Genomic DNA, 24,556 nt, shown 5'->3' on the forward strand with positions numbered 1-24,556 from the left:
TTAGAAACAAGTTAATTTTTAAGCAAACAAGGTTATAATTTTAAAGTCATAAACAAGGAGCGATCATGCTTTATATTTATATCAAAACTCAAAATGCTTTAGTTCAAAGAATCAATTTTAATCTCGATAGTCAAGAACTACCACAAAATATTTTATGGATTGATTTACTTCATCCAAGTGCAGCAGAAATTGCTTTTATATCAAGTGAATTTAATCTTGAGTTTCCTACAAAAGAAGAAAGGGAAGAAATAGAGCTTAGCGCAAAATATTGGGAAGATAATGCGACAATAACCATCAATGCTCATTTTTTAGTAAGAGATCTTAAAAATGATGAAGAGGATAGGAATTTAATCAAGCTTCGCACAGAAATTGTTACTTTTGCTACCGCTAAAAATATCTTATTTACTATAAGATATAACGAATTTAGCACTTTTGAAGAAATTCAAGCAAGGATTTTAGCTAGTCCAAAGAATTTTGAAGATGGTTTTGATATTATTGATAAAATGTTTGAAGTGCGCGTTGAAAAAGATGCGGATTTACTAGAATGGATAGATAAAGAAGCAAGACGCTTAAGAACAAGTGTTTTAGAAAAAAAAGATGAATATAGTTATGATGAAATGCTAAAGGATATTTCAAGTTTGCAAGAGCTTAATATGCGCGTAAGAGATTCTTTATTTGATAAGCGTCGCGCTATGACTTCTTTGCTAAAAAGCGATAAAATCGATAAAGACATAAAACAAAATCTCACTATAGTTTTAAAAGACTTAAATTCTTTGGTTGAATTTAGTGTTTCGCAACTTAATATCTTAGATAATATCCAAACCATTTTAGCCAGCCAAATCAACATAGAACAAAACAAAATCATTAAAATTTTCACCGTTGCAACTGTTGCCATGATGCCACCTACTTTAATAGGAACTGTTTATGGTATGAATTTTAAATTCATGCCCGAACTTGAACTTCACTATGCTTATCCCATAGTGCTTGGCGTGATGGTAATTTCTATCATTTTACCTTTGGTTGTTTTCAAGAAAAAAGGATGGTTATAAAAATTTATTAAGGAGAAACAATGGATACAATAAACATAGGAATTTTAACCCTAAGCGATAGAGCAAGTAGTGGTATATACGAAGATAAAGCCACTGCTGAAATTGAAAGAGTGTTAAATTCATATATAAAAAATGATATTATTTATCATAAAGAATTAATCCCTGATGATTATGATTTGATCATTAAAAAATTACTTTATCTAGCAGATGAAAAAAAATGCGATTTGATTGTTACAAGCGGAGGTACAGGTCCAGCACTTCGTGATGTAACCCCAGAAGCCACGGAAGCCGTGTGTGATAAAATGATGCCAGGTTTTGGAGAACTTATGCGCTTAGAAAGTTTAAAATATGTCCCAACAGCTATACTTTCAAGACAGAGTGCAGGAATTCGCAATAAATCTTTTATCATTAATTTACCAGGAAATCCTAAGGCTATAAAAGAATGCCTAGAGCCTGTTTTTCCGGCTATACCTTACTGTATCGATTTGATAGAAGGCGCTTATATAGAAGCAAATGATGAAGTTATTAAGGTTTTTCGCCCTAAGAAAAAATGTCAAAATTAAAATTTATTAGCCCTAACAAGTCTGCTTAATTGTCTAGCAAGTAGACTTGCCGAAGCTTCATCTTTGCTTATCTTTTGCACTTTGTTTTTAAACTTACAAAGCCTGTCATCTAAAATCACATCATTGATTGGAATTTTAGGCTTTTCTTTTTGCTTTTGTGAAATCTTTTTCTTAAAAAACATTCTTTAATCCTTTTTTATAAATATACACCAACTTAGTTGAAAAGAATATTATTTTAGATTTTAAACTATTAACTTTATTTCATTATTTTAAGCTAGAATTCGCAAAAAACCAATCAAGGAAAAATAATGACTTTAATTGCAATTTTATGTCTTTACACAGCACTTTTATCTTGGATTTCCTATGCTCAAATTCGTTTCTTAGAAAGAGAAAAAGACAAACAAGCTCAAATTTTAAGCGAAAAAGACTATCAAAATGCAGCAGATATTGCCATCGAAAATGAAAAATTTAAACTATTTTCCAATTTTTATAATTTAATCATCAATATTGCATGGATAGGTTTTGGATTTTTATATCTTAAAGAATTGCTTATCTTAAACAACACTCGTTTTGAAAATACTTTATTTTTATTATCTTTTTTAATAATCACAAGTATTTTAAATCTACCTTTAAGTATTTATGAAAGTTTTATCAAAGATAAAGCCCATGGTTTTTCAAATATGACTGTAAAACTTTTTATCAAAGACACTATGAAAAGTCTTATTTTAACTTTAATATTTGGATTTTTAATCCTTTATGCTTTGCTTTTTTGCTATGATTTTTTTGGAACTTTTTGGTGGATTGCGGCCTTTATTTTTGCCTTTTGTATTATAGTGATTATAAATCTCATCTACCCTACCTTAATAGCACCTATTTTTAATAAAATGAAAAAACTAGACGATGAAAATTTATTGAAAAAAATCAGCTCTTTAATGAAACAATGCGGGTTTAGTGCAAATGGGATTTATGTTATTGATGCAAGCAAAAGAGATAAGCGTTTAAATGCTTATTTTGGTGGACTTTTTAAAAGCAAAAGAGTGGTGCTTTTTGATACATTATTAAAAGCCTTAAATGAAAGAGAACTTTTAGCTGTTTTAGGACACGAGCTTGGACATTTTGTTCATAAGGATATTATCAAAGCTTTATTTAACGGCGCTATAACTATGTTTTTACTTTTTTTTGTTTTTGCAAATTTACCTGAATTTGTTTACTTAGAAAGTCATCTAGAAGGAGTAAATGGCGGTGTGTTTGCTCTTTTATTTATCTTGGCAAATATTTTTAACTTTTTAATCTCTCCTATGCTTAATGCCTTAAGTAGAAAAAATGAATTTGCGGCTGATCAACACGGAGCTAAAGTTACAAGCAAAGAAGATATGAAAAATGCATTGATAGCCCTAGCAAGAGAAAATAAAGCTTTTATCAAAACAAGTAAAATATATGCATTTTTTTATCTCAGCCATCCAAGTATTAGTGATAGAATCAAGGCTCTTTCTTGACTATAAAAAATGCTCTTATGGAAGCTAAATCTAGCTTAAAAGGTTATGAAAATGAAGCAGTATTTATACTCTGTGAATATCTAAAAAAAGATAAAGCTTGGTTATTTTTAAACCAAGATATACAAATAGATCATGAACCTTATTTTAAGCTTATAAGGCGTTTTAAATCTGGAGAACCTTTTGAATATATATTTGAAAAAGTGGATTTTTGGGGCTTAGAATTTAAGATAAAAAAAGGCATTCTAATCCCTCGCTACGATAGTGAAATTTTACTTTTTCAAATTTTAAATTTATGCAAAAAAAATACTTTTAATGGGATTTTAGAAATAGGATTTGGAAGTGGAATTTTAAGCATTATTTTAGCCAAAGAACTTGGGTTAAAAATCACAGCCTGCGATATCAATCTCAAAGCCTTAGAATTAGCTTTAGAGAATGCCAAATTACACAAAGTCGATCACTTGATTGACTTTAAACTTTGTAATTTTAAGCAAATTAAAGAAAATTATGATTTTATTTTTTCAAATCCACCCTATATTAAAAATTCATATCCTATAGATATTTGGGTGCAAAAAGAACCCAAAGAGGCTTTATTTGGAGGAGAAAAAGGATATGAAATTCTAGAAGAAATCATACATTTTTCCCTTGATAAAAAAGTTAAATTTTTAGCTTGCGAATTTGGCTATGATCAAAAAGAAATTTTGGAAAAAATTTTATATCAAAATAATTTCATTGTTGATTTTTTCAAAGATGAACAAGGTTATAATCGTGCTTTTGTAGCTAAATTTACAAATATGCGTTATGATAAAAAATAAAAGGAGAAACTCTTGAAAGCTGTTAATTTATTTTTACTTGCCTCCATAATAGGGGTTGAACTCATACTAGGAATAGTTGTTGCGCCAACAATTTTTTTTCCTCAAAATCTTATAGGAGAAGGAGTGTTGAGCCATTTTCAAAGTGGCTTAATGATGACGCGAATTTTTATTAAGATGGGATATTTACTGGTTTTTGTTTCAGTGGTTAATTTTTTATATGAAATTTATTCTCTTATAAAAGATGAAATAAAATTTAAAATAAAATTTTCAAAATTTATGCTGAGTTTGCTTATTTTGATTTTAAGCTTAATATTTGTTTTTTATTTTACTAATACCATAATTGAACTCCAGAAATTAGGCGAAAACACTACAAAAACTCAAGAATTTATCAGCATCCATAATGCAAGTGAAGTGGTGATTAAAATCATCTTGATAATGCAAGTTTTTTTATATTTCTTAAGCTTTAAAATAGCAAAAAAATGATAAAATATTAAATAAATCCAAAAGAGAAGGAGTAGGCCATGATGATCTCTGATGCAACTATAATGCAACAAAATTATTATTTAAATAATGCACAAAAAGCTAGCGATAAAGCTTTAGAAAATATTGCAGCTGTTCGCGCAATAAGTGGAGTTGATAGTGCTAATTTAGCTATTGCTGATTCTTTAAGATCTCAATCAAGCACTATAGATCAAGGTGTCGCAAATGCTTATGATGCTATAGGGGTTTTACAAATTGCAGATGCTAGCCTTACCAATATCTCTCAAAGCGCAGATAGACTTAATGAACTTTCAGTAAAAATGAACAATGCTGCACTTAATGATTCTCAAAAAGGAATGCTAAGAACAGAAGCAACACGCATACAAGAATCCATCAATGATTCTTTTAATAATGCAACTTATAATGGAAAAAATGTCTTTCAAACTATGAATTTTGTAGTAGGTAGCGGAACTGAAACTACAAATTTAAATCCATTAGCAACAGATGGATTAAGCATAGATAATCAAGATAGTATTACAAATTTTATGGATCAACTTGGAAGTTTAAGAAGTGAAATAGGCTCGGGTATCAATGCCATCACATCAAATATTAATGCAAGTGTTCAAAATAGCATCAACTCAAAAGCAGCTGAAAATAATTTACTAAATAATGACATGGCAAAAAATGTCAATGATTTTAATGCCAATTATCTAAAAGAAAATGCTGCTGCTTTTGTTGCTGCGCAATCCAACATGCAGCTTCAAAGCAAAATTGCTAATTTATTACAATAAAATAAGCCCTATTTAGGGCTTATTTTTTATCAAAATGACTTTAGAGCAAATTTTAGAAAAAACCAAAAACGTTCGTCTTGTAGCCGCAAGCAAGTATGTCGATGCAAGTATAATTGAAAAGCTTTTTGATCAAGGTATAGTAGAATTTGGAGAAAATCAAGTCCAAGCTCTAGCACAAAAAAAAGAAAATCTTGATGAAAAAAAACTAGACATAAAGTGGCATTTTATAGGAACGCTACAAAGCAACAAAATCAATCTCTTAATCAAACAAAAACCTATATTATGGCACTCTTGCAATGGTATTAAAATAGCTAAAGCTATGGACAAAAGACTTGATTATAAATTAAATACTTTATTAGAAATCAATAGTGCAAATGAAAATAGCAAAAGCGGTCTAGATCCAAATCAAGCCGTAGAAGAATATTTACAAATACAAGAAGAATGCTCTAATTTAAATCTTTGTGGCGTAATGAGCATAGGATCACACAGCCAAGATAAAGAAAATATTATAAAAAGCTTTGAAACTACATTTAAAATTTATGAAATTCTTCAAAAACATGGGGCTAAGATTTGCTCTATGGGGATGAGTAATGATTTTGAAATTGCTATAAAATGCGGATCCAACTTGGTAAGACTCGGAAGCATTTTATTTAAAAATCTTAAGTAAAACAATCTTACTTAAGCATATTTATTAGAAATTTCCTCTACTATACTATCAGAGATAATAAAATCTGTATGATAAAGCAGGCAAGATCCCGCGCTAATAACTTTTAAAACAAGTTTTTTATTATTTTTTTCATTAGGATTATGTGCATTTCTAGCAATTTCATGAATTTCATAGATTAATTCTCTATTTAACCTTGTCAAATCTAGCTCTATGATATTTTTTTCAAATTCCTTAGGTTCTGCGGTAAAATGATTTTCTTCTTTATTTTTAAAATCTTTTTTTGTGCCAAATTTTTTTATAGCTTTAATCTCACCATCTTCAAGACTTTGCAAGTCTTTAATTGCTTTTAAAAAAAAGCTGGGCTTTTCCCCTCCTTCAGCTTTAAATCCCAATACAAAACCATAAGCATTATTTTTCAAATTTTCATCTTTAATGATATTTTCTATTTCTTCTACATTACTTTCAAATACAGTAGCATCAAACGAAGAATAATAATCCAAAATTTCAATTCTACCATAACGCTTATTATTTTTACTCATCATAGATTTAAAATCTTCAATTTTACCTATACTTAAAATTTCTCCATTGTTTTTTAAACCTTCAAACTCTAAACTTTTAACATAATCTATGGCATTAATTTGTTCATAAAATCGATCTAAAGGATGGCCTGAAACATAAATTCCTAAAATTTCTTTTTCATATCCCAATTTTTCCATCACTTCAAATTCTTCATTTTTGGGAGTAAAATTTACTTGAACACCTGAAGTTAACTCCTCTTCACCAAAAAGAGAACTTGCAGCATTTTTTCTTACTTCAGCCATTTTACGCGATGCTTCGCTAAGATTTTCCATATTATCAAACAAAGCTTTTCTAGTAAAACCAAACTCATCAAAAGCCCCTGCCTTAATAAGACTTTCTAATGTTCTACGGTTTATCTTGGTAGGATCTATCTTACCTAAGAAATCATTAATATCCTTAAATTCTCCATCTTGCCTTGCTTCAAGTAAATTTTCAACTGCAGGAATACCCACACTTTTTATAGCCCCAAGTCCGTATATAATAGCATCCTTGCCATCTTGCTCTAAAGCACTAAATTCACGGATCGCTTTGTTAATCGATGGAGGTAAAAGTTTAATATTCATTTTTTTCATCTCATCAATATAAACAGCAATTTTATCCACATTGTTTTCTTCGCTTGTTAAAAGCGCTGCCATAAATTCACTAGGGTAATAAGTTTTTAAATAAGCTGTTTGAAAAGTAATCAACGCATAAGCCGCAGAGTGAGATTTATTAAAACCATATCCTGCAAATTTTACGATAAGCTCCCATAAATCTTCAGCTTTTACTCTATCATATCCTTGTTTTTCTGCTCCATCTGCAAAATCAGTCTTAAGCTTCTTCATCTTCTCAGGATCTTTTTTACCCATAGCACGACGCACTACATCAGCACCTCCTAAAGAAAAGCCACCTATAATTTGAACAATTTGCATAACCTGTTCTTGATAAACAATAACCCCATAAGTAGGTTCTAAAACCTTTGCTAAACTGTCAAAAGGATATTCTATGTTTTTTAAACCGTGCTTTCTATCGATAAAATCATCAAGCATTCCTGATTCCATAGGGCCTGGACGATAAAGCGCAAGAACCGCAATGATATCTTCAAAACGCTCTGGTTTTAAGCGTGCATTTAAGCTTTGCATACCGCCTGATTCGATTTGAAAAATCCCTAAAGTATTTCCACTTTGTATGGTTTTATAAACCTTGCTATCATTTACATCTATAGTTTCCCAAATAATGTCTTTATTGTAACGCTTTTTAATAAGCTTGATTGCATTATTAATTACTGTTAAAGTTTTAAGACCTAAAAAGTCAAATTTTATCAAATCCACATCTTCTAAATGATCTTTAGAGTACTGCGTTACTAAATGTCTTTCATCATTTTTACTTTGTCTAAAAAGCGGAGTTTTCTTCCATAAACTTTCATTAGAAATTACAACACCCGCTGCGTGCATACCAGCATTGCGATTTAATCCTTCCAAAGCTCTTGCATACTCCCAAACTTCAGGACCTTTAGGATGACGATCGATAAATTCTTTGATTTTAGGTTCTTTTTCATAAGCAGCATCAAGAGTGATTTTAAGCTCTTCAGGCACAAGTTTAGCAAGTTCATCAGCATCTTGAATACTCATATCACAAACTCTAGCCACATCACGAATCACCCCTTTAGCCAAAAGTTTACCAAAGGTAATCACCTGTGCAACCTTATCCGCTCCATATTTATCAATCACATAATCAATCACTTCAGCACGTCTGTCTTGACAAAAATCCACATCAATATCAGGCATGCTCACACGCTCAGGATTTAAAAAACGCTCAAAAAGTAGACTATAAGGAATAGGATCTAAATCCGTAATCCTTAAACAATAAGAAACCAAACTTCCTGCAGCTGATCCTCTTCCAGGGCCTACTGGAATACCTTTATCCTTAGCCACTTTAATAAAATCATGAACAATAAGCATATAACCTGAAAATTTCATATTTTTAATGATGTTAATTTCTACTTCAAGTCTTTGTTTGTATTCTTCATGCTTACTTTCATCGATAAATTTTAATCTCTCTTTAAGTCCTTTTTTACAAAGTTCTTCAAAAACCATGTCATCATTATCAAAGCTAAATTCTTTTGTTTCTTCAGGTAAGATAATATTATGATCTTTAGCATATTCTCTTGTAAATTTAAAATTCGGTGGAGTGGGATTGCCAAGATTAAGCTCTAAATTACATTTTTGTGCGATTTCTTGTGTATTTTCTATAGCTTCTGGAATATCTGCAAAAAGCTCACTCATCTGCTCAGGACTTTTAACATAAAATTCATGCACACTATGACGCATTCTATCAGGATCGTTAAGTTTTTTTCCCATGGCTATACACATAAAAACCTCATGGGCAGCCGCTCTTTCTTTAAAAGTGTAATGCGTATCATTTGTAGCAATGATTTTTATATTTAATTCTTTAGAAAGTCTGATAATATCATCATCTATCATTCTTTGATCGCCTATACCATGACGCATGATTTCAAAATAAAAATCATCTTTAAAAACTTTTTTATACCATAATGCCGCTTCTTTTGCTGCTTCATAGCCTTTTGCACCAAAACGCACATTTCTTTCACTATAAGTATTTAAGTGCCAATTTACTTCACCTTGCAAGCAAGCAGAAGAGCAAATAAGACCTTCGCTATAATCTTCCAAAAGCTTTTTATTGATACGCGGATAATAATACAAACCTTTAATATAACTTTGAGAACTTAAATACATTAAATTTTGATATCCGATCTCATTTTTTGCATACAAACAAAGGTGAAAACGCTGACGAGAACTTTTATCATCTAATTCATCGTGATTATGTAAATACGCTTCCATACCAATGATAGGTTTTAAACCTTGTGCTTTCATTGTTTGATAAAAATCAATTGCCCCAAACATATTTCCATGATCTGTCATAGCAACACTTGTAGCACCCTGCTCTTTTAAAGTCAAAGCTAATTCTTTAAGCTTATTGGCTCCATCAAGCAAAGAATATTCTGTATGTAAATGCAAGTGTGTAAATTGACTCATTTTCTTCCTTTAGTTTTTTAAGGCTTATTTTAATTTTGATAAAAATTATAAATTTTTCTCGCTGAATTTGAAAGAAATTGACCCTAAATTTCAACTTAAATTTTACAAAAAGGCAAAAATTCAGCCAAAATAAACTATAATAAAGTCTAAGATTTTAATCTTAATAAAAAGAACTTTTCAAAGGATGAAATGATGAAAGTAAAAATTGCTTATTGCAATCTTTGAAATTATCGCCCATAAGCTGCAAGGATTGCAGAAGAACTACAAAGCGATTTCAAAGATGTTGAAGTAGAATTTGAAATTGGCGGCAGAGGTGATTTTATCGTTGAAGTAGACGGAAAAGTTATCTTCTCTAAAACACAACTTATTAATTGCGAAAGTGAAAGATTTCCATATCAAAATGAAATTAATCAATTAATAAAAAATAGAGTGTAATCAAACACTCTATCATAACATTTTCTCATATTCCTTACCAATATATATGTTTTGCTCATACTCGATAATAGGACGCTTAATACAACTTGGATTTTCTAATACAATTTTTTCAAGTTCTTTTTCATTTAAATTTTTAACTTTTTCTTTGTTTAAGCCAAGTTTTTTAGAAGTTAATCCAGCAGTATTGATAAGTTCTTCAAAAGATTTTTGTTTTAACCATGTGTATAAAATATCTTGATTAATCTTTTTAATATCCATAAAATCAAACACAATACCTTTTTGTGTTAAAGCATCTATAGCTTTCTTTACAGAATTGCAATTTTTAATACCATAAAATTTCATTTTCTAGCCTTTTTTACCAAATCTGCGATTAAAAAAGCAAGTTCTAATGCTTGATCCGCATTAAGTCTTGGATCGCATTGAGTCTCATAACGATCTTCCAAGCTTTGAGCAGTAACATTGCTTGCACCACCTGTGCATTCTGTTACATCTTTCCCAGTCATTTCAAGATGCACTCCACCTGGATAAACCCCTTCGCTTATTGCAATCTCAAAAAAAGATCTCACTTCTTGCATAATTTTATCAAACTCACGTGTTTTAAAATTGCCTGCTTTTACCGTATTTCCATGCATAGGATCTATGCTATATACTAAATTTAAACCTTCACTTTTAAGTTTAGAGAAAATTTTTGGCAAATTATTGATAATTTTATCTGCACCCATGCGGATAATAATATTTAATCTTCCTTCTTCATTATTTGGATTTAAAACATTTGCTAAAGCTATGATATCATCAGCACTTGCACTAGGTCCTATTTTAACCCCTAAAGGATTTTTTACTCCACTTAAAAAATGCACATGAGCTTCATCAAGCGCCCTTGTTCTTTCACCTATCCAAAGCATGTGAGCTGAACAATCGTAAATTTCTCCACTTAAACTATCCACTCTAGTTAAAGCTTCTTCATAAGGCAAAAGTAAAGCTTCATGTGAAGTATAAACACTAACTTCTCTTAGACTTGGAGTATTACTTGTATTAATTCCACAAGCTTCCATAAAAGCTAAAGCTTGTGAAATTTTTTCACTGATATCAGTATATTGCTTATGGAGTTCACTCTTTTTTAAAAAGCCCAAATTCCAACGATGTACTTCATGTAAATCTGCTAAACCACCCTTAGCAAATCCACGCAACAAATTTAGCGTTGTTGCGCTTTGATAATAAGCTTCAAGCATTCTATGTGGATCAGGAATGCGTGCTTGTTCACTAAATTCAAAACCATTAATAATATCACCACGATAACTAGGAAGACTTATACCATCTAACTCTTCAAAATCACTACTTCTTGGCTTGGCAAACTGCCCTGCAATACGACCAATTTTTATAACAGGACATCCACCAGCAAATGTAAGTACTATAGCCATTTGAAGTAAAATTTTAAACATATCACGGATATTTACAGCGCCAAAATTTTCAAAACTTTCAGCGCAATCTCCACCTTGAAGTAAAAAAGCTTCTTTTTTACAAACTCTTGCTAAAGACTTTTGAAGATTTCTCACTTCTCCAGCAAAAACCAAAGGAGGAAGTTTCTCAAGTCTTGCTAAAACTCTATTCATTTCCTCTTGATCTGGATAGATAGGTTGCTGTTTTATAGGATAGTTTTTCCAAGAATTCTTAGCCCACATGGTTTTTTCTTTCGTTTTATTTATCAGCTTCCTCTATAAGTTGAATAACCAAAAGGAGAAAGGGTTATTGGAACATGATAATGTTTCTGATCTTTAGAAAGCTCAAAACTTACCTCTACAAAAGGATAAAAAGTATTTATTTTGTGTGATGTGTAATAGTCTTTTGTAAAAAATTTAAGCTTATAAATTCCAAAAGCCCTATTTTCAGCTTTTTCATATGGTAATAAATCTCCTATTCTACCATTTTCTTCGGTAAATTCTTCACTTACTTTTTTCCACTGTTGATTTGCTTCCAACTTATAAAGCTCAACTTTTACTTTAGGAGCAGGTTGTCCAGAAGTAATATCCAAGACATGAGTACTTAATTGATATTCAGTAGCACTCAAAAACATTGGCACGCTTGCTAGTATTAATAAAGTTTTTTTAATAGAAAACATTTTCTCTCCTTGTATAATATTTACAAGAAATATTATACAAGAGTATTATTAATAATTAAAATCAAATAAATAATAATTATAAATTAATTATAATTATTTAATTGTTAGACTTATAATAGAAAATAATTATAAATTATTTTTTAAGCTCTTTAATACGTGCTGCTTTACCACGTCTATCTCTTAAGTAGAATAATCTTGCACGGCGTACACGACCACGACGCAAAACAGTAATACTTTCTAAACTTTCACTATAAATAGGGAAAATTCTCTCAACGCCAACATTATTAGCGCCAATTTTACGCACGATAAAAGTTTCACTTACGCCATTACCTCTTCTAGCAATACAAATACCCTCAAAATTTTGGATTCTTGTTTTATCCCCTTCTTTAATGCGAATTGCAAGCTTTAAAGTATCACCAGCACGAAAATCTGGAACATTTTTACCTTCAATTTGTTTTGCTTCAAATTGTTCTATATATTTATTTTTCATAAAAAATCCCTTATTTTTTGCGTTCATGCTCTAAAAATAAATCTGGACGAAAAAATTTCGTTTTGCAAGACGCCAAAGTAGTTTTTAAACTTGCAATTCTAGCGTGATTACCCTTTAAAAACTCTGAAGGAGTATAAAATTTTTTATTTTTTTTCTCAAAAATAAAAGGTTTTGAAAAAGCAGGCGCTTCGAGTAAATTATTTTCAAAGCTTTCTTCTTTCAAACTTTCCATATTTCCTAAAACCCCGTTAACATTTCTTAAAATCGCATCACACATTACAAGCGCAGGTAATTCTCCTCCTGTTAAAATAAAATCCCCTATACTAAAAATTTCATTCGCAAAAATTTCAAGCACTCTTTCATCTATACCTTCATAGCGCCCACATACAAAAACTATATGTTCTTTTTTACTTAAGCGTTTGGCGTCTTTTTGATTAAAGGTTTTACCACTTGGATTTAAAAAAATAAAATAGGGATTTTCTTTTTTTTCTTGAATACTTCTTAGCACCTCATACATAGGTTCAGCTTGCATCAAAAGTCCAGCTCCACCACCTATTTTATAATCATCGACTTTATGATAGGAATTTTTAGAAAAATCTCTTGGATTATAAAAATTAAGTTTGAAAAGTTTTTTTTCTTTTGCTCTTGCAAGTATAGAATCTTGGAAGTAAAATTCCATAAGATTAGGGAACAAAGAAACGAAACTAAATTTCATGAATTTTCTAAAATTAAAAAAGCATCTTGCGTGCAAAAAATCTGTCGTTTTTCTATATCTATATTTTTAACAAATTTACCCAAATATGGAATAAAAAATATTTTAGGATATTTTTTTTCAACCCATTTTTCATCACTTTGAATTTCAAATAAATAAGAAGCTCCAGTTTCCAAGATATCAACCACTTTACCTAATCTTTTATCTTCTTCAAAAACTTCACACTCTAAAATATCAAAATAAAAAAACTCATCTTTTTTTAATTTACAAGTTTGTCTGCTTTTCTCGATACTCTGAAAAAGAATAAGATTAGTTAATTCTTTGGCCTTTTCTATATCTTCATAATTTTCAAATAAAACAGTAGAATTGTTTGCATTATAATGCTTAATCTTTAACATTTCTTTGGTGTTTTTTATAAAAAAAGTAGCATCTTTTTTAAATTGAGAAGAAAAGTCGCTCAGGTTATGCAATTTTACATAACCCTTAAGACCCACAGTTTTACCAAGTTTTGCAACTTGAACAAAATCTTTTTCACTCAAGCGCTTTTACCGTTACTCTATAAGAACTTGCATCCTTGCTCTTATAAGCAGAGATTACAGTTTTTATAGCATTGATCATTTTTCCATTTTTACCTATAAGCTTACCTGTATCAACCTTATGTGCAAAAAGAACAATCTCAAAAAAATTTTCACTTAATTCAATTTTTTGAGTATCAATCTGTTCAGGATAATCTGCAATTAATTTTGCGTATTCTCTAAGAAAATTCTCTACCATGATTATTTGCTAGTGATAGAAGCAACTTTATCGCTAAGTTTTGCACCAACGCTTTTCCAATAAGCTAAACGCTCTGCATCAACTTTAATTACTTCAGGTTCTACCATAGGATTATAATACCCAATACTTTCTATCCAACCACCATCACGACGTTTTCTACTGTCCGTAACTACAATACGATAAAATGGTCTTTTGGTTCTACCCATTCTTGTAAGTCTAATAACTGTCATTTATACTCCTTAAAAAATTAAAAATTTTATTTATAGATACTATAAAAAGTATTTATAAATAAAATTTAAAATTGTCTTCTAGCTTGACTCATCATTTGTGTCAAACTCTCCATTCCTTTTTTACCTGAAAATCTTTTTGCAAGTTTTGCTGCATTGCTAAATTGTTTTAAAAAACGATTGACTTCTACCTGAGAAAGACCTGCTCCCTCTGCTATACGACGCTTTCTAGCATTATTTAATAAATCAGGATTTTCTCTTTCTTTTGGAGTCATTGAAGAAATCATTGCTTTAATGTGTATAATTTCTTTAGAATTATCCAAATCTATATCTTTTACCGCATTTGCCATTCCACCAAGTCCTGGTATCATACCGATTAAAGACTTCATACTTCCTAATTTTTTAATACTTTCCATTTGGTTAAGAAAATCATTAAAATTAAATTCCCCTTTTTTAATTTTTTGATTGAGTTTTTTAGCTTCTTTTTCATCAATCACTGCAGCAGTTTTTTCAGCTAAAGTAGCCAAATCACCCTCGCCCATAATACGACTTACTATACGATCTGGTATAAAAACTTCTAAATCTGCTACTTTTTCACCCACACCAATAAATCTTAAAGGAATACCGATTTGTTTTGCTATACCCAAGGCTACTCCACCTTTAGTATCTGCATCAAATTTTGATAAAATTACCCCGCTGATATTCAAAGCTTCATTAAAACTAGCCGCAGTCTTAACCCCATCTTGACCACTCATTGCATCAGCAACATAGAAAATCTCATCAGGATTTAAAACATCCTTAACTGCTTTTAATTCATTCATCAAAGCCTCATCTATAGCCAAACGTCCAGCAGTATCCACAAGCAAAACATCCACCATGGAACTTTCAGCCTTTTTTAAAGCCTCTTTAGCAACTCTAATAGGATCTTTTTCATTTTCTATAAAGAAAAGTTCAATTTCATTAGCTTCACAAAGTTGTCTTAGTTGCTCCACTGCTGCTAAACGCTGCAAATCACAAGCTGCAACTAAAACTTTTTTATTACGTAATTTTAAATAATTTGCGAGTTTGATAGTGCTTGTAGTCTTACCGCCCCCTTGCAAACCTGCCATTAGAACTACTGTTGGGGGTTTAGAAGCAAAAACAAAACCTTGATTTTTGCCATTGACACTTAAAATATTTTCTAAATTTACTTTAATGGCATTTAAAAATTGTTTTTGACCTATTCCGTTTTGCTTTACATCTTCTTCTATCAAAGTCAAAAGCTCTTTAGTTACCTTATGGTGAACATCTGCTTTTAAAAGAGCTTTTTTTAAGGTTTCTAAAGCGTTCTTAAGTGCTTTTTCATCATCAACAAAACGTAATTTATTAATCGCTGATTTAAAAGATTCGCTAACTAACTCAAACACTTTATCACCTTTCTATAAAATTTTTAAATTAAACCTTGCATTATACAAAATTTTTTCTTAAATGGCTTTAAAAATCTAAATTTTTTATCTCAAAGCCAACTTTTGCAAAACTATTATCTAGCTCAGCCTTAAAATAATAATCAAAAATTTTAATTTCATAACTATGTAAATACATTCTATCGCTTGAAATTTTAGCATATTTTTCATCACCTACAACGCCATGTTTTATAAATTTAGCATGCACTCTGATTTGATGAGTTCTACCTGTTTGAATGACTATTTTTGCTAAGGTTTTTTTTGACTGCATCATGATAGGAGTAATGATACTTAAGGCACTTAAACCATCTTTTGAAACTTTACTTAATGCCCCACCTTTTGCTTTTATGGTAAAAATAGGCTCATTCACTTCAACCTCTTCAGCCAAAACCCCATCTAAAACCGCAATATAACTTTTATAAACCCTGTGTTTTTTAAATTCTTCTATACAAAGCTTTCTAAAATCTTCATCTTTACAAAGCAAAATCACACCGCTTGTTTCTTTGTCTAAACGATTTAAAAGCTTGGCATTAAATTTTTTCTCCAAGTCTTCACTCACATAAGCATAAGGTTTATTAATAGCAATAATCTTATCATCTTCAAAAATAATTTGAGGATTTTTAGCTTTTATCACATTAAATCTTGCCTTATCGCTCATCAAAGCTCTAGCAACCACAACTTTTTTTCCATGTGAAAAAACACAACCCTTATCAATCAAATCTTTAGCTTCACGATTTGAAATTTTTTCTTGCAAAGCTAAGAGTTTATAAGCTTTTTCTTGCATCAATTCCCTTTTGTATGGTCTGTATGATAAGATCTAAATTTCCTTTTTTGGAAATTTTAGCTTTTAAATTTAAATAATGAATTTTATCATTTAAATCTTTTAAATTTTCGCAAAAATATACATTTTCTACTTCTTCAAATAAAGCCTTTTGATTATGAATAAATTTCCCACTGATTAATACATTGTCAAAATATGCCACTTCTATAGGATTGTGTCCTCCTATGCCTTCTATGAAAGAACCTCCAAGCACAACAACATCAGAAATTGTATAAAAATTTACAAGCTCTCCTAAAGCATCTAAAAGCAAAATTTTTTTAGCAAATTTCTTATTTTCATCTTTTAAAGAACTAAATTTTTCAAATTCCAAACCTTTGTTTAAAAGCAAATTTTCAACTTCTTTAAAACGCTCAGGGTGTCGTGGGGCGATAATGAGTTTTTCATTTTCTTCTAGTTTAAAATAATCAAGCAAAAGCTCTTCTTCATCTTTATGCGTACTAGCAAAAATGATAAGCTTTTCCTTAGGTTTGGCATAAATTTTATTATTTTTAATTTCTAAATTTGCCTTAATATTTTTAAAAATTTTAACATTTTTAGCTCCCAAACTTTCAAGTCTTGCTTTATCTAAATCGCTTTGAGCAAAAACTTCATCAATATAAGAAAAAATTTTTTTATAAAAAAAAGAAAATCTTTGATAAGAATGATAAGATTTATCAGATATTCTTGCATTAAGCAAAATAATCTTAGCCTTATAAATACGTGCCATAAAAACAAGCATAAGCCAATATTCTGCTTCAAAAATTACCAAAACCTTACAAGGTTTAAACCAAAAAGGCAAAAAATTTTCAAAAGCAAGATAATTTACCTTTTTACAAAATTCTTTTGCACATTCAAAACCTGTTTGAGTAATAGTAGTTATTCTTGAATCAAATTTCAAAACCAAAGTTTTAATACTTCTTACCTCCCCGTAAGAACAAGCATGAAAATGTACATCAGCTTTTTCTTGATGTAAATTTTTATAAAGAAAAAATCGGGATTTTAAACTAGTTTTGTATTTGGATTTTAAAAAAGAAAGCAAAAGAATAAAGACAGCACAAAATAAAAATGCCGTCCAAGTTAAAAAATAATAAAAAAAGATCAATTTTGTTCTTCTTGCTCTTTATAAAGAATTCTTCCACAATGGGGGCAAGTTACAATCTCTTCGCCTTTTACAACAGATAGATAGGTCTTATCGTAAATTTTCATAAAACATCCATAGCATGCTTGTTTCTTAACGGGTACTACAGCAGTATTTTTCGCCCATTTGCGAATTTTCTCATAAAAACTTAGAACTTTTTGATTCATCTCGCCCACAAGTTTGGTTTTTTTATCATAAACACTCATTCTATCTTTTTCAAGAACTTCCATTTCAGATTTAATACTTACTCTAATCTCATTAATATTTTGCTCTTGTTTGATTTTTTCTTCTTCGAGTTCTTTTTTATAAGTTTCTTTATTCTCTAAAATTTTATCCAGTCTTACAATCTCATCATTTGCAGCGTCTAATTGCTCTTTTGCAATATCTTCTTCAATTTTTAAAGCATTAGCTTCTTTTTCTGTTTTTACTGCGCCACTTTTTTTAGAAAGCTCTTTAATTTTTGCTGAAAACTCAGAAATATGAGCATTATTTTGCACTTTTTGATTTTCTATATCTTTGATTTCTTCATCGATTTTTTCTAAATCTGTGTTGATTTTTCCTATTTTTAACTCAGCATCTTTTAAAGTCCTATTAATACTGTCTATTTTTGGTTCATAACTATCAATTTCTTGATCTATTTTTGATAAAAGCACTAATTGTTCGAGATATTTATTCATTTATTTTCCTTAAAAATATTGAAATGGATTTTTTGAAACTGTTATTATAACTTGTAGTGGCAAATTTTTCAAGTCTTTTGCTAAACATTGAGAAAAATATCTCTCACTTTCAAAATGACCTAAATCAATAAGACTGATTTGATTACTAAGCGCCTCTAAAGCTTGATGATATTTAAAATCTCCACTTAAAAAACAATCCGCATCTACTTTAGAAATTAAATCCCCACCACTTCCAGTACATATAGCAATACGCTTAATGTCTTTTTTACCACAATCACTTACACGTAAAATTTGCAAATTTAACTTTTTTTTCACCCAGTCACACAAAGCTTCAAAAGACATAGAATTTTCTACATAAATTAAAAATTCGTCTTTAAAAGAAATTTTAAAACCTAAAATTTCTTCCGTAAAATAAGTATTTAAATGACTTAAATCGTAATTTGTATGCATACTGATTAAAGAAATATTTTTACAAATCATTTCTTTAATAAAAGCTCTAGGATAAGTCTTGTCATATAAATCTTTTAAACCTTTAAATATCAAAGGATGGTGTGTGATAATTAAAGAATTTTCACTCGCTTCTTTAATGATATTTTCATCAATATCTAAACTTAAATAAACAGTTGAAATTTCACTATCCCTATCTCCAAGCAAAATTCCACTATTATCCCATGATTCTTGGATATTAAAGGGACTTAATTGATCTAAAAAATTATAAATTTCACTCAGCTTCATTTAAATTTTTCTTATAAATTTCAGCACAATTTTTTGAAAGTTCACGAATTTTTAACATATAATCTTGTCTTTGTGCTACAGAAATTGATCCTCTTGCATCTAAAAGATTAAAAGTATGTGCAGCAAGCATACAATAATCATAAGCAGGCAAAGCTAGTCCTTGCTCTAAAATATTTTTACATTCTTTATAAGAATTTTCAAACTGCTCATTTAAGATTTTAACATCACTTATTTCAAAATTGTATTTACTAAATTCATATTCACTTTGCTTATGCACATCTGCGTATTTAATTTTTTCTCCATTAAATTCACTCCAAACTATATCATAAACATTATCAACATTTTGAAGATACATGGCTATTCTTTCAAGACCATAGGTAATTTCAGCACTTACTAAATCTACCGCTATACCACCAACTTGCTGAAAATAAGTAAATTGAGTGACTTCCATACCATCAAGCCATACTTCCCAGCCTAAACCCCAAGCACCCAAACTTGGACTCTCCCAATTATCTTCAACAAAACGAATATCATGACTTTTTAAATCAAAACCTAAATTTTCAAGACTTTTAAGATATAATTCTTGGATATTATCAGGACTAGGTTTAATTAAAACTTGAAATTGATAATAAGCACCTAAGCGATTAGGATTTTCACCATAACGTCCATCAGTAGGCCTTCTACTTGGAGCCACATAAGCAGCTGCCCAAGGTTTTTTTCCTAAACTTCTTAAAAAAGTTGCTGGATGAAAGGTTCCTGCACCTGCTGGCATATCATAAGGTTGCATAATCGCACAACCTTGCTCTTGCCAATAATTTTGTAAATTAAGTATCATTTGTGAAAAAGTCATTGTATCTCTCTTTATTGTTCCATATTTTCAATAGGTTTTTCTAATTTTTTATTCATTTCCAAATCAGGCTCTGTCTTAGCTCCAAAAATTTCTGCAGTTTTACTCCACATTAATTTATATTTACGCTTGAGAAATTCTATCTCTTCACGCGCATGTTTTAGCTCATTGTTTAAGGTTTCTATAGTTTTTCTATCTTCATCATAAAGTTCTTGCATAGAATAAAGAGCATCTTTTAAAAATTTATTCTCATTTTTTAATGCTTCAAGTGTTTCATCTTTAGCATCTAAAACTTTTTCATGTAAATTTAAAATAGTTCCTATTGTTTTTTCAACAAAACTTTCCCCTGCTAAAGTCATTGAATTTACCATTGTAGTTTGAGATTTTGCAGAACCAGGTACTACACTAAAAGTACCTTGATGAGCTTCGATGTAAATTTTACCCTCTTCTTCTTTAAAATTTAAAGCCCCATTAGCCATCATACCTTTAACCACATCTTCATTTAAATGCACAAGTTTACAAAATTCTTCAAGTTCAAGATAGGTTTGCATTTTTATCCCTTATAATAAAACTTCTACTTCTTTTGAATCAGATACAAGTTTTTTTTCTTTTTCAAGACGATCTTCTTTAAGCTTTTGTGCTAAATCAACATCATAAATAGCTAAAATTTGCATAGCCAAATAAGCAGCATTGATTGCTCCAGCCTTACCAATAGCTAAAGTTCCTACAGGAATTCCACTAGGCATTTGCACCGTAGAAAACAAAGAATCCATACTTGCAAGATTGCTTCCTGACATAGGCACTCCCAAAACAGGTTTTGTTGTATAAGCTGCAACAGCTCCAGCTAAATGCGCTGCCATTCCAGCTGCTGCTATAAAAACTTTCACACCTTTTTCTTCAGCATTTGCAATATACTCTTTTGTTCTTTTTGGACTACGATGAGCTGATGAGATAATAAGTTCATACTTTACCCCAAAACTTTCTAAAGTTTTAGCAGCCTCTTTCATAGTCTCATAATCACTCTTGCTTCCCATTAAAATAGAAACAAAATTCATCTATATTTCCTTTCTTAAAAAACTTAATGCACTGATTTTATTTGGTAATTGGATTTCATGTTCATTGCCACTATGAATTTCGCTAAATTCCTTATTGTTTTTAGCAATGAGTTTTTTAAACTCTATAAAATATTTATCCTCTTTTTGATAAATTTTACCTAGTTCATTATCGCAAGTTTGAATCACATCGCCTAAAGGGGCTAAAATTTCATAAGGCGTGTTTAAAACGATTTTCCCTTTACATTTAAAAAAGCTTCCATCTTCGCTTATAGCATGCACTTGATGAGAACCTTCTTCTATGCTTGTATTATGATTTTGCGTGTCGGTTTTTTCTAAAGGACGCGAAACAAGATAACCATCTGTAAAACCACGATTTTTAAGTGTAGTAATCTCTTTTTCATACTTACTTGACTCAAATTTACTCTCTAAAGCATCTTGTATGGCCATTTTATAAGTCCTTGTTGTAAGCGCAACATAATATTCGCTTTTAGTACGCCCTTCTATTTTAAAAGCACTGATACAATTTTCTTGCATGATTTTTTCTATATAAGAACAAAGATTTAAATCCTTAGAATTAAACACATGAGTACCATTTTCATCTTCTTCTAAGCGAAATAAAGTGCCATTTTCTGGATTTTTAGCATAAAGCTCATAATTAAATCTACAGTCATTTGCACAAGATCCACGATTGCTCATTCTTCCACTTTGCACAGAGCTTATTAAACAACGCCCTGAATAAGCAAAACACATAGAACCATGCACAAAAGCTTCAAGTTCAATATCGCAATTTTCCTTTAAAGCTTTAGCGTCTTTAAGCCCTAATTCTCTGGCAATTACAACCCTTTTAGCACCCATATCCTTATAAACTTGAGCATCTAAATAATTTAAAATATTTGCCTGAGTAGAAACATGTAAAGAAATTTCAGGTGCAAGTTCTTTAACAAGACGCATAGCTCCAACAGAAGCTACAATAAAAGCATCAGGTTTCATCTCACGCAATTTTAAAATATGTCTTTTTAAACCTTCAATTTGGGAGCTTAAATGAAAACCATTTAAAGTAACATAAATTTTCTTACCACACTTATGGGTATATTTAATAGCTTCTTCAAAACTTTCATAATTAAATTCTCTTGCAGTGCGTGATCTTAAAGAAAAATTATTCACACCCGCATAAACCGCATCTGCGCCATAAGCTAAAGCAATTTTTAATTTTGTGAAATTTCCTGCAGGAGCTACTATTTCAGGAATGATCATTTTTGCCCTAAACTTGCAATTAAAGCTTCTATATCATCATTACTTACAACATCAGCAGTACTATCACCTTCAATATGCACTGCAGAACTTACACGTTTTTTATCATCAATTTTACCTTCAAATAAGGAACTCATATAACGGCTTAAAGCACGCATTACATTAATAACACGTTCGATTTTTTGACGATGTATATCTTGATACTGCATTGCATCCATTGCCATCATCACTTCATCTTGTCCGCTTTGAAGATTTCCGACAATCTCCTTAGAACTTTTTTTAGCTTGATTGTTTAATTCTAAAGCTTCACTGAAACTTTCCACATTAGGAAATTTTTCACTAAGTTTAGAAAAAATATCAATATTTTTTTCTATTGCTTTATTTATCTCTTTGAGTAAACTTTCAGAATCCGCAAAAAAATTATTAATACTTTCAAGCTTATCCATCATTTCCGTTGCTTTAAGCTCGCTATCTTTTGTAACATCATCTAACTGATGTACAACTTTATGCTCCTGATTTGGTGGGGGTGGTGGCCATACCACGCTAGGATTAGGTTTGTAATCAGCTATTTTGACATCTTCTAACATCAAAGCATCTTCTTCGGTATTCGATTCTTCGGTTTTTACCTCTGCTTCTGTCTCTGAATCAAGATCAACATCACCATTCATCAAAGCATCAAGCTCTTCTTGAGTCATTTTTTTCCCTTTTTTAAATCTAGATTTTCAATAATTGCTCAAAATTATAATCAATTTTATCTAAAACAAAAATATAAATTTTTATTTTTTAATCTTTTTAAATTAAATTTTTAAATTTATTAAAAAAAATATATTAATTAAATCTTAATTAAAAATTTTATGATATAATTTTATAAATTTAATTACATAAAGGAGTAAAAATATGGGAAAATTTGTTAATAATATAGATGATTTTTTCAAATTTTGCAAACAAAATGAAGTGCTTTTTGTTGATTTTCGTTTTACAGATATGATAGGAACTTGGCATCATATTACCTATAATCTTCATGCAATCAATGAAGAAACATTTCAAACTGGCATTCCATTTGATGGAAGCTCAATTCATGGATGGCAACCTATAGAAAAATCAGATATGATTTTAAAACCTGATGCTCAAAGTGCTTTTTTAGATCCTTTTACGGCTGATCCTACTATCATAGTATTTTGTGATGTGTATGATATTTACAAAGGACAAATGTATGAAAAATGTCCAAGAAGCATAGCAAAAAAAGCAATGGAACACCTTAAAAATAGTGGCATAGCTGATACTGCTTACTTTGGACCAGAAAATGAATTCTTTGTTTTTGATAGTGTAAAAATAGTTGATACTGCTCATTGTTCTAAGTATGAAGTTGATACCGAAGAAGGAGAGTGGAATGATGATAGAGAATTTACCGATAGCTACAATACTGGACACAGGCCAAGAAACAAAGGTGGATATTTTCCAGTTCAGCCAATTGATTCTTTAGTAGATATTCGTTCTGAAATGGTTCAAACCCTTGAAAAAGTAGGTCTTAAAACTTTTGTTCATCATCATGAAGTTGCACAAGGACAAGCTGAAATAGGAGTAAATTTTGGCACGCTTGTAGAAGCAGCTGACAATGTTCAAATTTATAAATATGTTGTAAAAATGGTAGCTCATTTAAATGGCAAAACTGCCACTTTTATGCCAAAACCTTTATACGGAGATAATGGCAATGGTATGCATGTTCATATGAGCTTATGGAAAAATGGAGTAAATTTATTTTACGATAAAGATGGATACAGTGGACTTAGTCAAACTGCTATAAATTATATAGGTGGAATTTTAAAAAATGCTAGAAGTGTTGCAGCTTTTACAAATCCAAGTTCCAACTCTTACAAAAGAATAGTTCCTGGCTTTGAAGCTCCTTGTATTTTAACTTATTCTTGTCAAAACAGATCAGCAAGTTGTCGCGTTCCTTATGGCATAGGTAAAAATTCAGCTCGTATAGAAATTCGCTTCCCTGATAGCACTGCTAATCCTTATTTAGCTTTTGTTAGTCTTTTAATGGCAGGTCTTGATGGAATCAAAAATAAAACCATTCCTGTGGGTCCTATGGATGAAAATTTATTTGATCTTACTTTGGATGAAATACGTGAAAAAGGGATAGAGCAATTACCACATACTCTAAGAGGAAGTTTAGAAGCTTTAATCCGACATAATTCTTATTTAAAACCTGTAATGAGCGATATTTTTATCGATGACTATCAGCATTTAAAATTTGAAACACAAGTTTGGCCAGTAGAAGCTCGTCCAACTGCTTATGAATTTAAAACTTGCTACTCTTGCTAAAAATTTAATGGCGTTTAACACGCCATTAAACAAAAAA

General features: G+C 30.3%; 28 protein-coding genes and 1 pseudogene. 9 read left to right on the top strand and 20 right to left on the bottom strand.

Annotated features, from left to right (window positions below; translation table 11 throughout):
* Positions 1–65: 65 nt before the first annotated feature.
* Entirely contained in the window at positions 66–1,049 is a 984-nt protein-coding gene (corA, locus tag AJ882_RS05155) for a magnesium/cobalt transporter CorA (RefSeq protein WP_002873011.1), read from the top strand.
* Between the two features lie 20 nt (positions 1,050–1,069).
* Positions 1,070–1,612, top strand: a complete 543-nt coding sequence (gene mog, locus AJ882_RS05160; RefSeq protein WP_002842823.1) for a molybdopterin adenylyltransferase — start codon at positions 1,070–1,072, stop codon at positions 1,610–1,612.
* On the opposite strand, the gene AJ882_RS05165 is transcribed toward mog, so the two are convergent.
* On the bottom strand, positions 1,609–1,794 hold the full coding sequence (locus AJ882_RS05165; protein ID WP_002776553.1) for a hypothetical protein: 186 nt from the start codon (positions 1,792–1,794) through the stop codon (positions 1,609–1,611). The genes mog and AJ882_RS05165 overlap by 4 nt on opposite strands.
* 126 nt (positions 1,795–1,920) lie before the next feature.
* On the opposite strand from AJ882_RS05165, the gene AJ882_RS05170 reads away from it, so the two are divergent.
* Genes AJ882_RS05170 through AJ882_RS05190 form a run of 5 tightly spaced genes read left to right on the top strand, consistent with a single transcriptional unit; the run spans position 1,921 to position 5,858 of the window.
* The gene (locus AJ882_RS05170) at positions 1,921–3,108 is read left to right on the top strand and encodes a M48 family metallopeptidase (RefSeq protein ID WP_011049765.1); all 1,188 of its coding nucleotides are present in this window, start codon (positions 1,921–1,923) and stop codon (positions 3,106–3,108) included.
* Entirely contained in the window at positions 3,105–3,920 is an 816-nt protein-coding gene (locus AJ882_RS05175) for a HemK/PrmC family methyltransferase (RefSeq protein ID WP_011049764.1), read from the top strand. The genes AJ882_RS05170 and AJ882_RS05175 overlap by 4 nt, the downstream gene beginning before the upstream one ends.
* A 12-nt stretch (positions 3,921–3,932) precedes the next feature.
* Complete coding sequence (locus tag AJ882_RS05180) at positions 3,933–4,403, top strand: DUF4149 domain-containing protein (protein WP_002856891.1); 471 nt, start codon at positions 3,933–3,935, stop codon at positions 4,401–4,403.
* Between the two features lie 38 nt (positions 4,404–4,441).
* Positions 4,442–5,191: a flagellin C gene (flaC, locus tag AJ882_RS05185; protein ID WP_002860035.1), complete on the top strand. Its 750-nt coding sequence runs from the start codon at positions 4,442–4,444 to the stop codon at positions 5,189–5,191.
* 34 nt (positions 5,192–5,225) lie between these two features.
* Positions 5,226–5,858, top strand: coding sequence for a YggS family pyridoxal phosphate-dependent enzyme (locus AJ882_RS05190; RefSeq protein WP_002852054.1), 633 nt, complete (start codon positions 5,226–5,228; stop codon positions 5,856–5,858).
* Positions 5,859–5,869: 11 nt separating this feature from the next.
* Here the strand turns inward: AJ882_RS05190 and dnaE are convergent, their stop codons facing one another.
* Entirely contained in the window at positions 5,870–9,472 is a 3,603-nt protein-coding gene (gene dnaE / locus AJ882_RS05195) for a DNA polymerase III subunit alpha (RefSeq protein ID WP_070279684.1), read from the bottom strand.
* A 192-nt stretch (positions 9,473–9,664) separates the two neighbouring features.
* On the opposite strand from dnaE, the pseudogene AJ882_RS09220 reads away from it, so the two are divergent.
* Positions 9,665–9,907 (top strand): annotated as a pseudogene (locus AJ882_RS09220) (SelT/SelW/SelH family (seleno)protein).
* Positions 9,908–9,919: 12 nt separating this feature from the next.
* Here the strand turns inward: AJ882_RS09220 and AJ882_RS05200 are convergent.
* The 18 genes from AJ882_RS05200 to AJ882_RS05285 form a co-directional block, all read right to left on the bottom strand.
* Positions 9,920–10,249, bottom strand: coding sequence for an ArsC/Spx/MgsR family protein (locus AJ882_RS05200; RefSeq protein WP_002859623.1), 330 nt, complete (start codon positions 10,247–10,249; stop codon positions 9,920–9,922).
* Positions 10,246–11,586, bottom strand: a complete 1,341-nt coding sequence (locus AJ882_RS05205; protein ID WP_002867848.1) for a class II 3-deoxy-7-phosphoheptulonate synthase — start codon at positions 11,584–11,586, stop codon at positions 10,246–10,248. Before AJ882_RS05205 ends, AJ882_RS05200 begins: the two co-directional genes overlap by 4 nt.
* A 23-nt stretch (positions 11,587–11,609) precedes the next feature.
* On the bottom strand, positions 11,610–12,023 hold the full coding sequence (gene uraH / locus AJ882_RS05210; RefSeq protein WP_002852246.1) for a hydroxyisourate hydrolase: 414 nt from the start codon (positions 12,021–12,023) through the stop codon (positions 11,610–11,612).
* Positions 12,024–12,156: 133 nt separating this feature from the next.
* The gene (gene rplS, locus AJ882_RS05215; RefSeq protein WP_002852307.1) at positions 12,157–12,513 is read right to left on the bottom strand and encodes a 50S ribosomal protein L19; all 357 of its coding nucleotides are present in this window, start codon (positions 12,511–12,513) and stop codon (positions 12,157–12,159) included.
* Positions 12,514–12,523: 10 nt separating this feature from the next.
* Entirely contained in the window at positions 12,524–13,228 is a 705-nt protein-coding gene (trmD, locus tag AJ882_RS05220) for a tRNA (guanosine(37)-N1)-methyltransferase TrmD (RefSeq protein WP_002885710.1), read from the bottom strand.
* Entirely contained in the window at positions 13,225–13,764 is a 540-nt protein-coding gene (gene rimM, locus AJ882_RS05225; protein WP_002867850.1) for a ribosome maturation factor RimM, read from the bottom strand. Before rimM ends, trmD begins: the two co-directional genes overlap by 4 nt.
* A complete protein-coding gene (locus AJ882_RS05230; RefSeq protein ID WP_002852144.1) occupies positions 13,757–13,999 on the bottom strand; it encodes a KH domain-containing protein in 243 nt (80 codons plus the stop codon). Before AJ882_RS05230 ends, rimM begins: the two co-directional genes overlap by 8 nt.
* Positions 14,000–14,001: 2 nt before the next feature.
* Positions 14,002–14,229, bottom strand: a complete 228-nt coding sequence (gene rpsP, locus AJ882_RS05235; RefSeq protein WP_002852274.1) for a 30S ribosomal protein S16 — start codon at positions 14,227–14,229, stop codon at positions 14,002–14,004.
* A 65-nt stretch (positions 14,230–14,294) separates the two neighbouring features.
* Positions 14,295–15,632, bottom strand: coding sequence for a signal recognition particle protein (gene ffh / locus AJ882_RS05240; RefSeq protein ID WP_002859618.1), 1,338 nt, complete (start codon positions 15,630–15,632; stop codon positions 14,295–14,297).
* Between the two features lie 67 nt (positions 15,633–15,699).
* Positions 15,700–16,452 carry an RluA family pseudouridine synthase gene (locus tag AJ882_RS05245; RefSeq protein ID WP_002867852.1) on the bottom strand — a complete coding sequence of 251 codons (753 nt, stop codon included), beginning with the start codon at positions 16,450–16,452 and terminating at the stop codon, positions 15,700–15,702.
* Positions 16,433–17,590 (bottom strand): lipid IV(A) 3-deoxy-D-manno-octulosonic acid transferase, encoded by a 1,158-nt coding sequence (gene waaA / locus AJ882_RS05250; RefSeq protein ID WP_002867853.1) that lies wholly within the window; start codon positions 17,588–17,590, stop codon positions 16,433–16,435. Before waaA ends, AJ882_RS05245 begins: the two co-directional genes overlap by 20 nt.
* Positions 17,587–18,303, bottom strand: a complete 717-nt coding sequence (locus AJ882_RS05255) for a zinc ribbon domain-containing protein (RefSeq protein WP_002856929.1) — start codon at positions 18,301–18,303, stop codon at positions 17,587–17,589. The genes waaA and AJ882_RS05255 overlap by 4 nt, the downstream gene beginning before the upstream one ends.
* 9 nt (positions 18,304–18,312) lie before the next feature.
* Positions 18,313–19,038: a Nif3-like dinuclear metal center hexameric protein gene (locus tag AJ882_RS05260; protein ID WP_002867854.1), complete on the bottom strand. Its 726-nt coding sequence runs from the start codon at positions 19,036–19,038 to the stop codon at positions 18,313–18,315.
* Positions 19,025–19,888 (bottom strand): glycine--tRNA ligase subunit alpha, encoded by an 864-nt coding sequence (gene glyQ / locus AJ882_RS05265; RefSeq protein ID WP_002867855.1) that lies wholly within the window; start codon positions 19,886–19,888, stop codon positions 19,025–19,027. The genes AJ882_RS05260 and glyQ overlap by 14 nt, the downstream gene beginning before the upstream one ends.
* Positions 19,889–19,899: 11 nt before the next feature.
* A complete protein-coding gene (locus AJ882_RS05270; RefSeq protein ID WP_002867856.1) occupies positions 19,900–20,436 on the bottom strand; it encodes a DUF3972 domain-containing protein in 537 nt (178 codons plus the stop codon).
* Positions 20,437–20,445: 9 nt separating this feature from the next.
* Positions 20,446–20,940 carry a 5-(carboxyamino)imidazole ribonucleotide mutase gene (gene purE / locus AJ882_RS05275; protein WP_002852194.1) on the bottom strand — a complete coding sequence of 165 codons (495 nt, stop codon included), beginning with the start codon at positions 20,938–20,940 and terminating at the stop codon, positions 20,446–20,448.
* Positions 20,941–22,194 carry a peptidase U32 family protein gene (locus AJ882_RS05280; RefSeq protein ID WP_002867857.1) on the bottom strand — a complete coding sequence of 418 codons (1,254 nt, stop codon included), beginning with the start codon at positions 22,192–22,194 and terminating at the stop codon, positions 20,941–20,943.
* Positions 22,191–22,886 carry a hypothetical protein gene (locus AJ882_RS05285; RefSeq protein WP_002867858.1) on the bottom strand — a complete coding sequence of 232 codons (696 nt, stop codon included), beginning with the start codon at positions 22,884–22,886 and terminating at the stop codon, positions 22,191–22,193. The genes AJ882_RS05280 and AJ882_RS05285 overlap by 4 nt, the downstream gene beginning before the upstream one ends.
* Before the next feature lie 202 nt (positions 22,887–23,088).
* Here AJ882_RS05285 and glnA point away from each other — a divergent pair, with 202 nt between their 5' ends.
* Positions 23,089–24,519: a type I glutamate--ammonia ligase gene (gene glnA, locus AJ882_RS05290; protein WP_002867631.1), complete on the top strand. Its 1,431-nt coding sequence runs from the start codon at positions 23,089–23,091 to the stop codon at positions 24,517–24,519.
* Positions 24,520–24,556 lie beyond the last annotated feature (37 nt).

The organism is Campylobacter sp. BCW_6461 (assembly GCF_001762735.1).
GTDB classification, from domain to species: domain Bacteria; phylum Campylobacterota; class Campylobacteria; order Campylobacterales; family Campylobacteraceae; genus Campylobacter_D; species Campylobacter_D jejuni.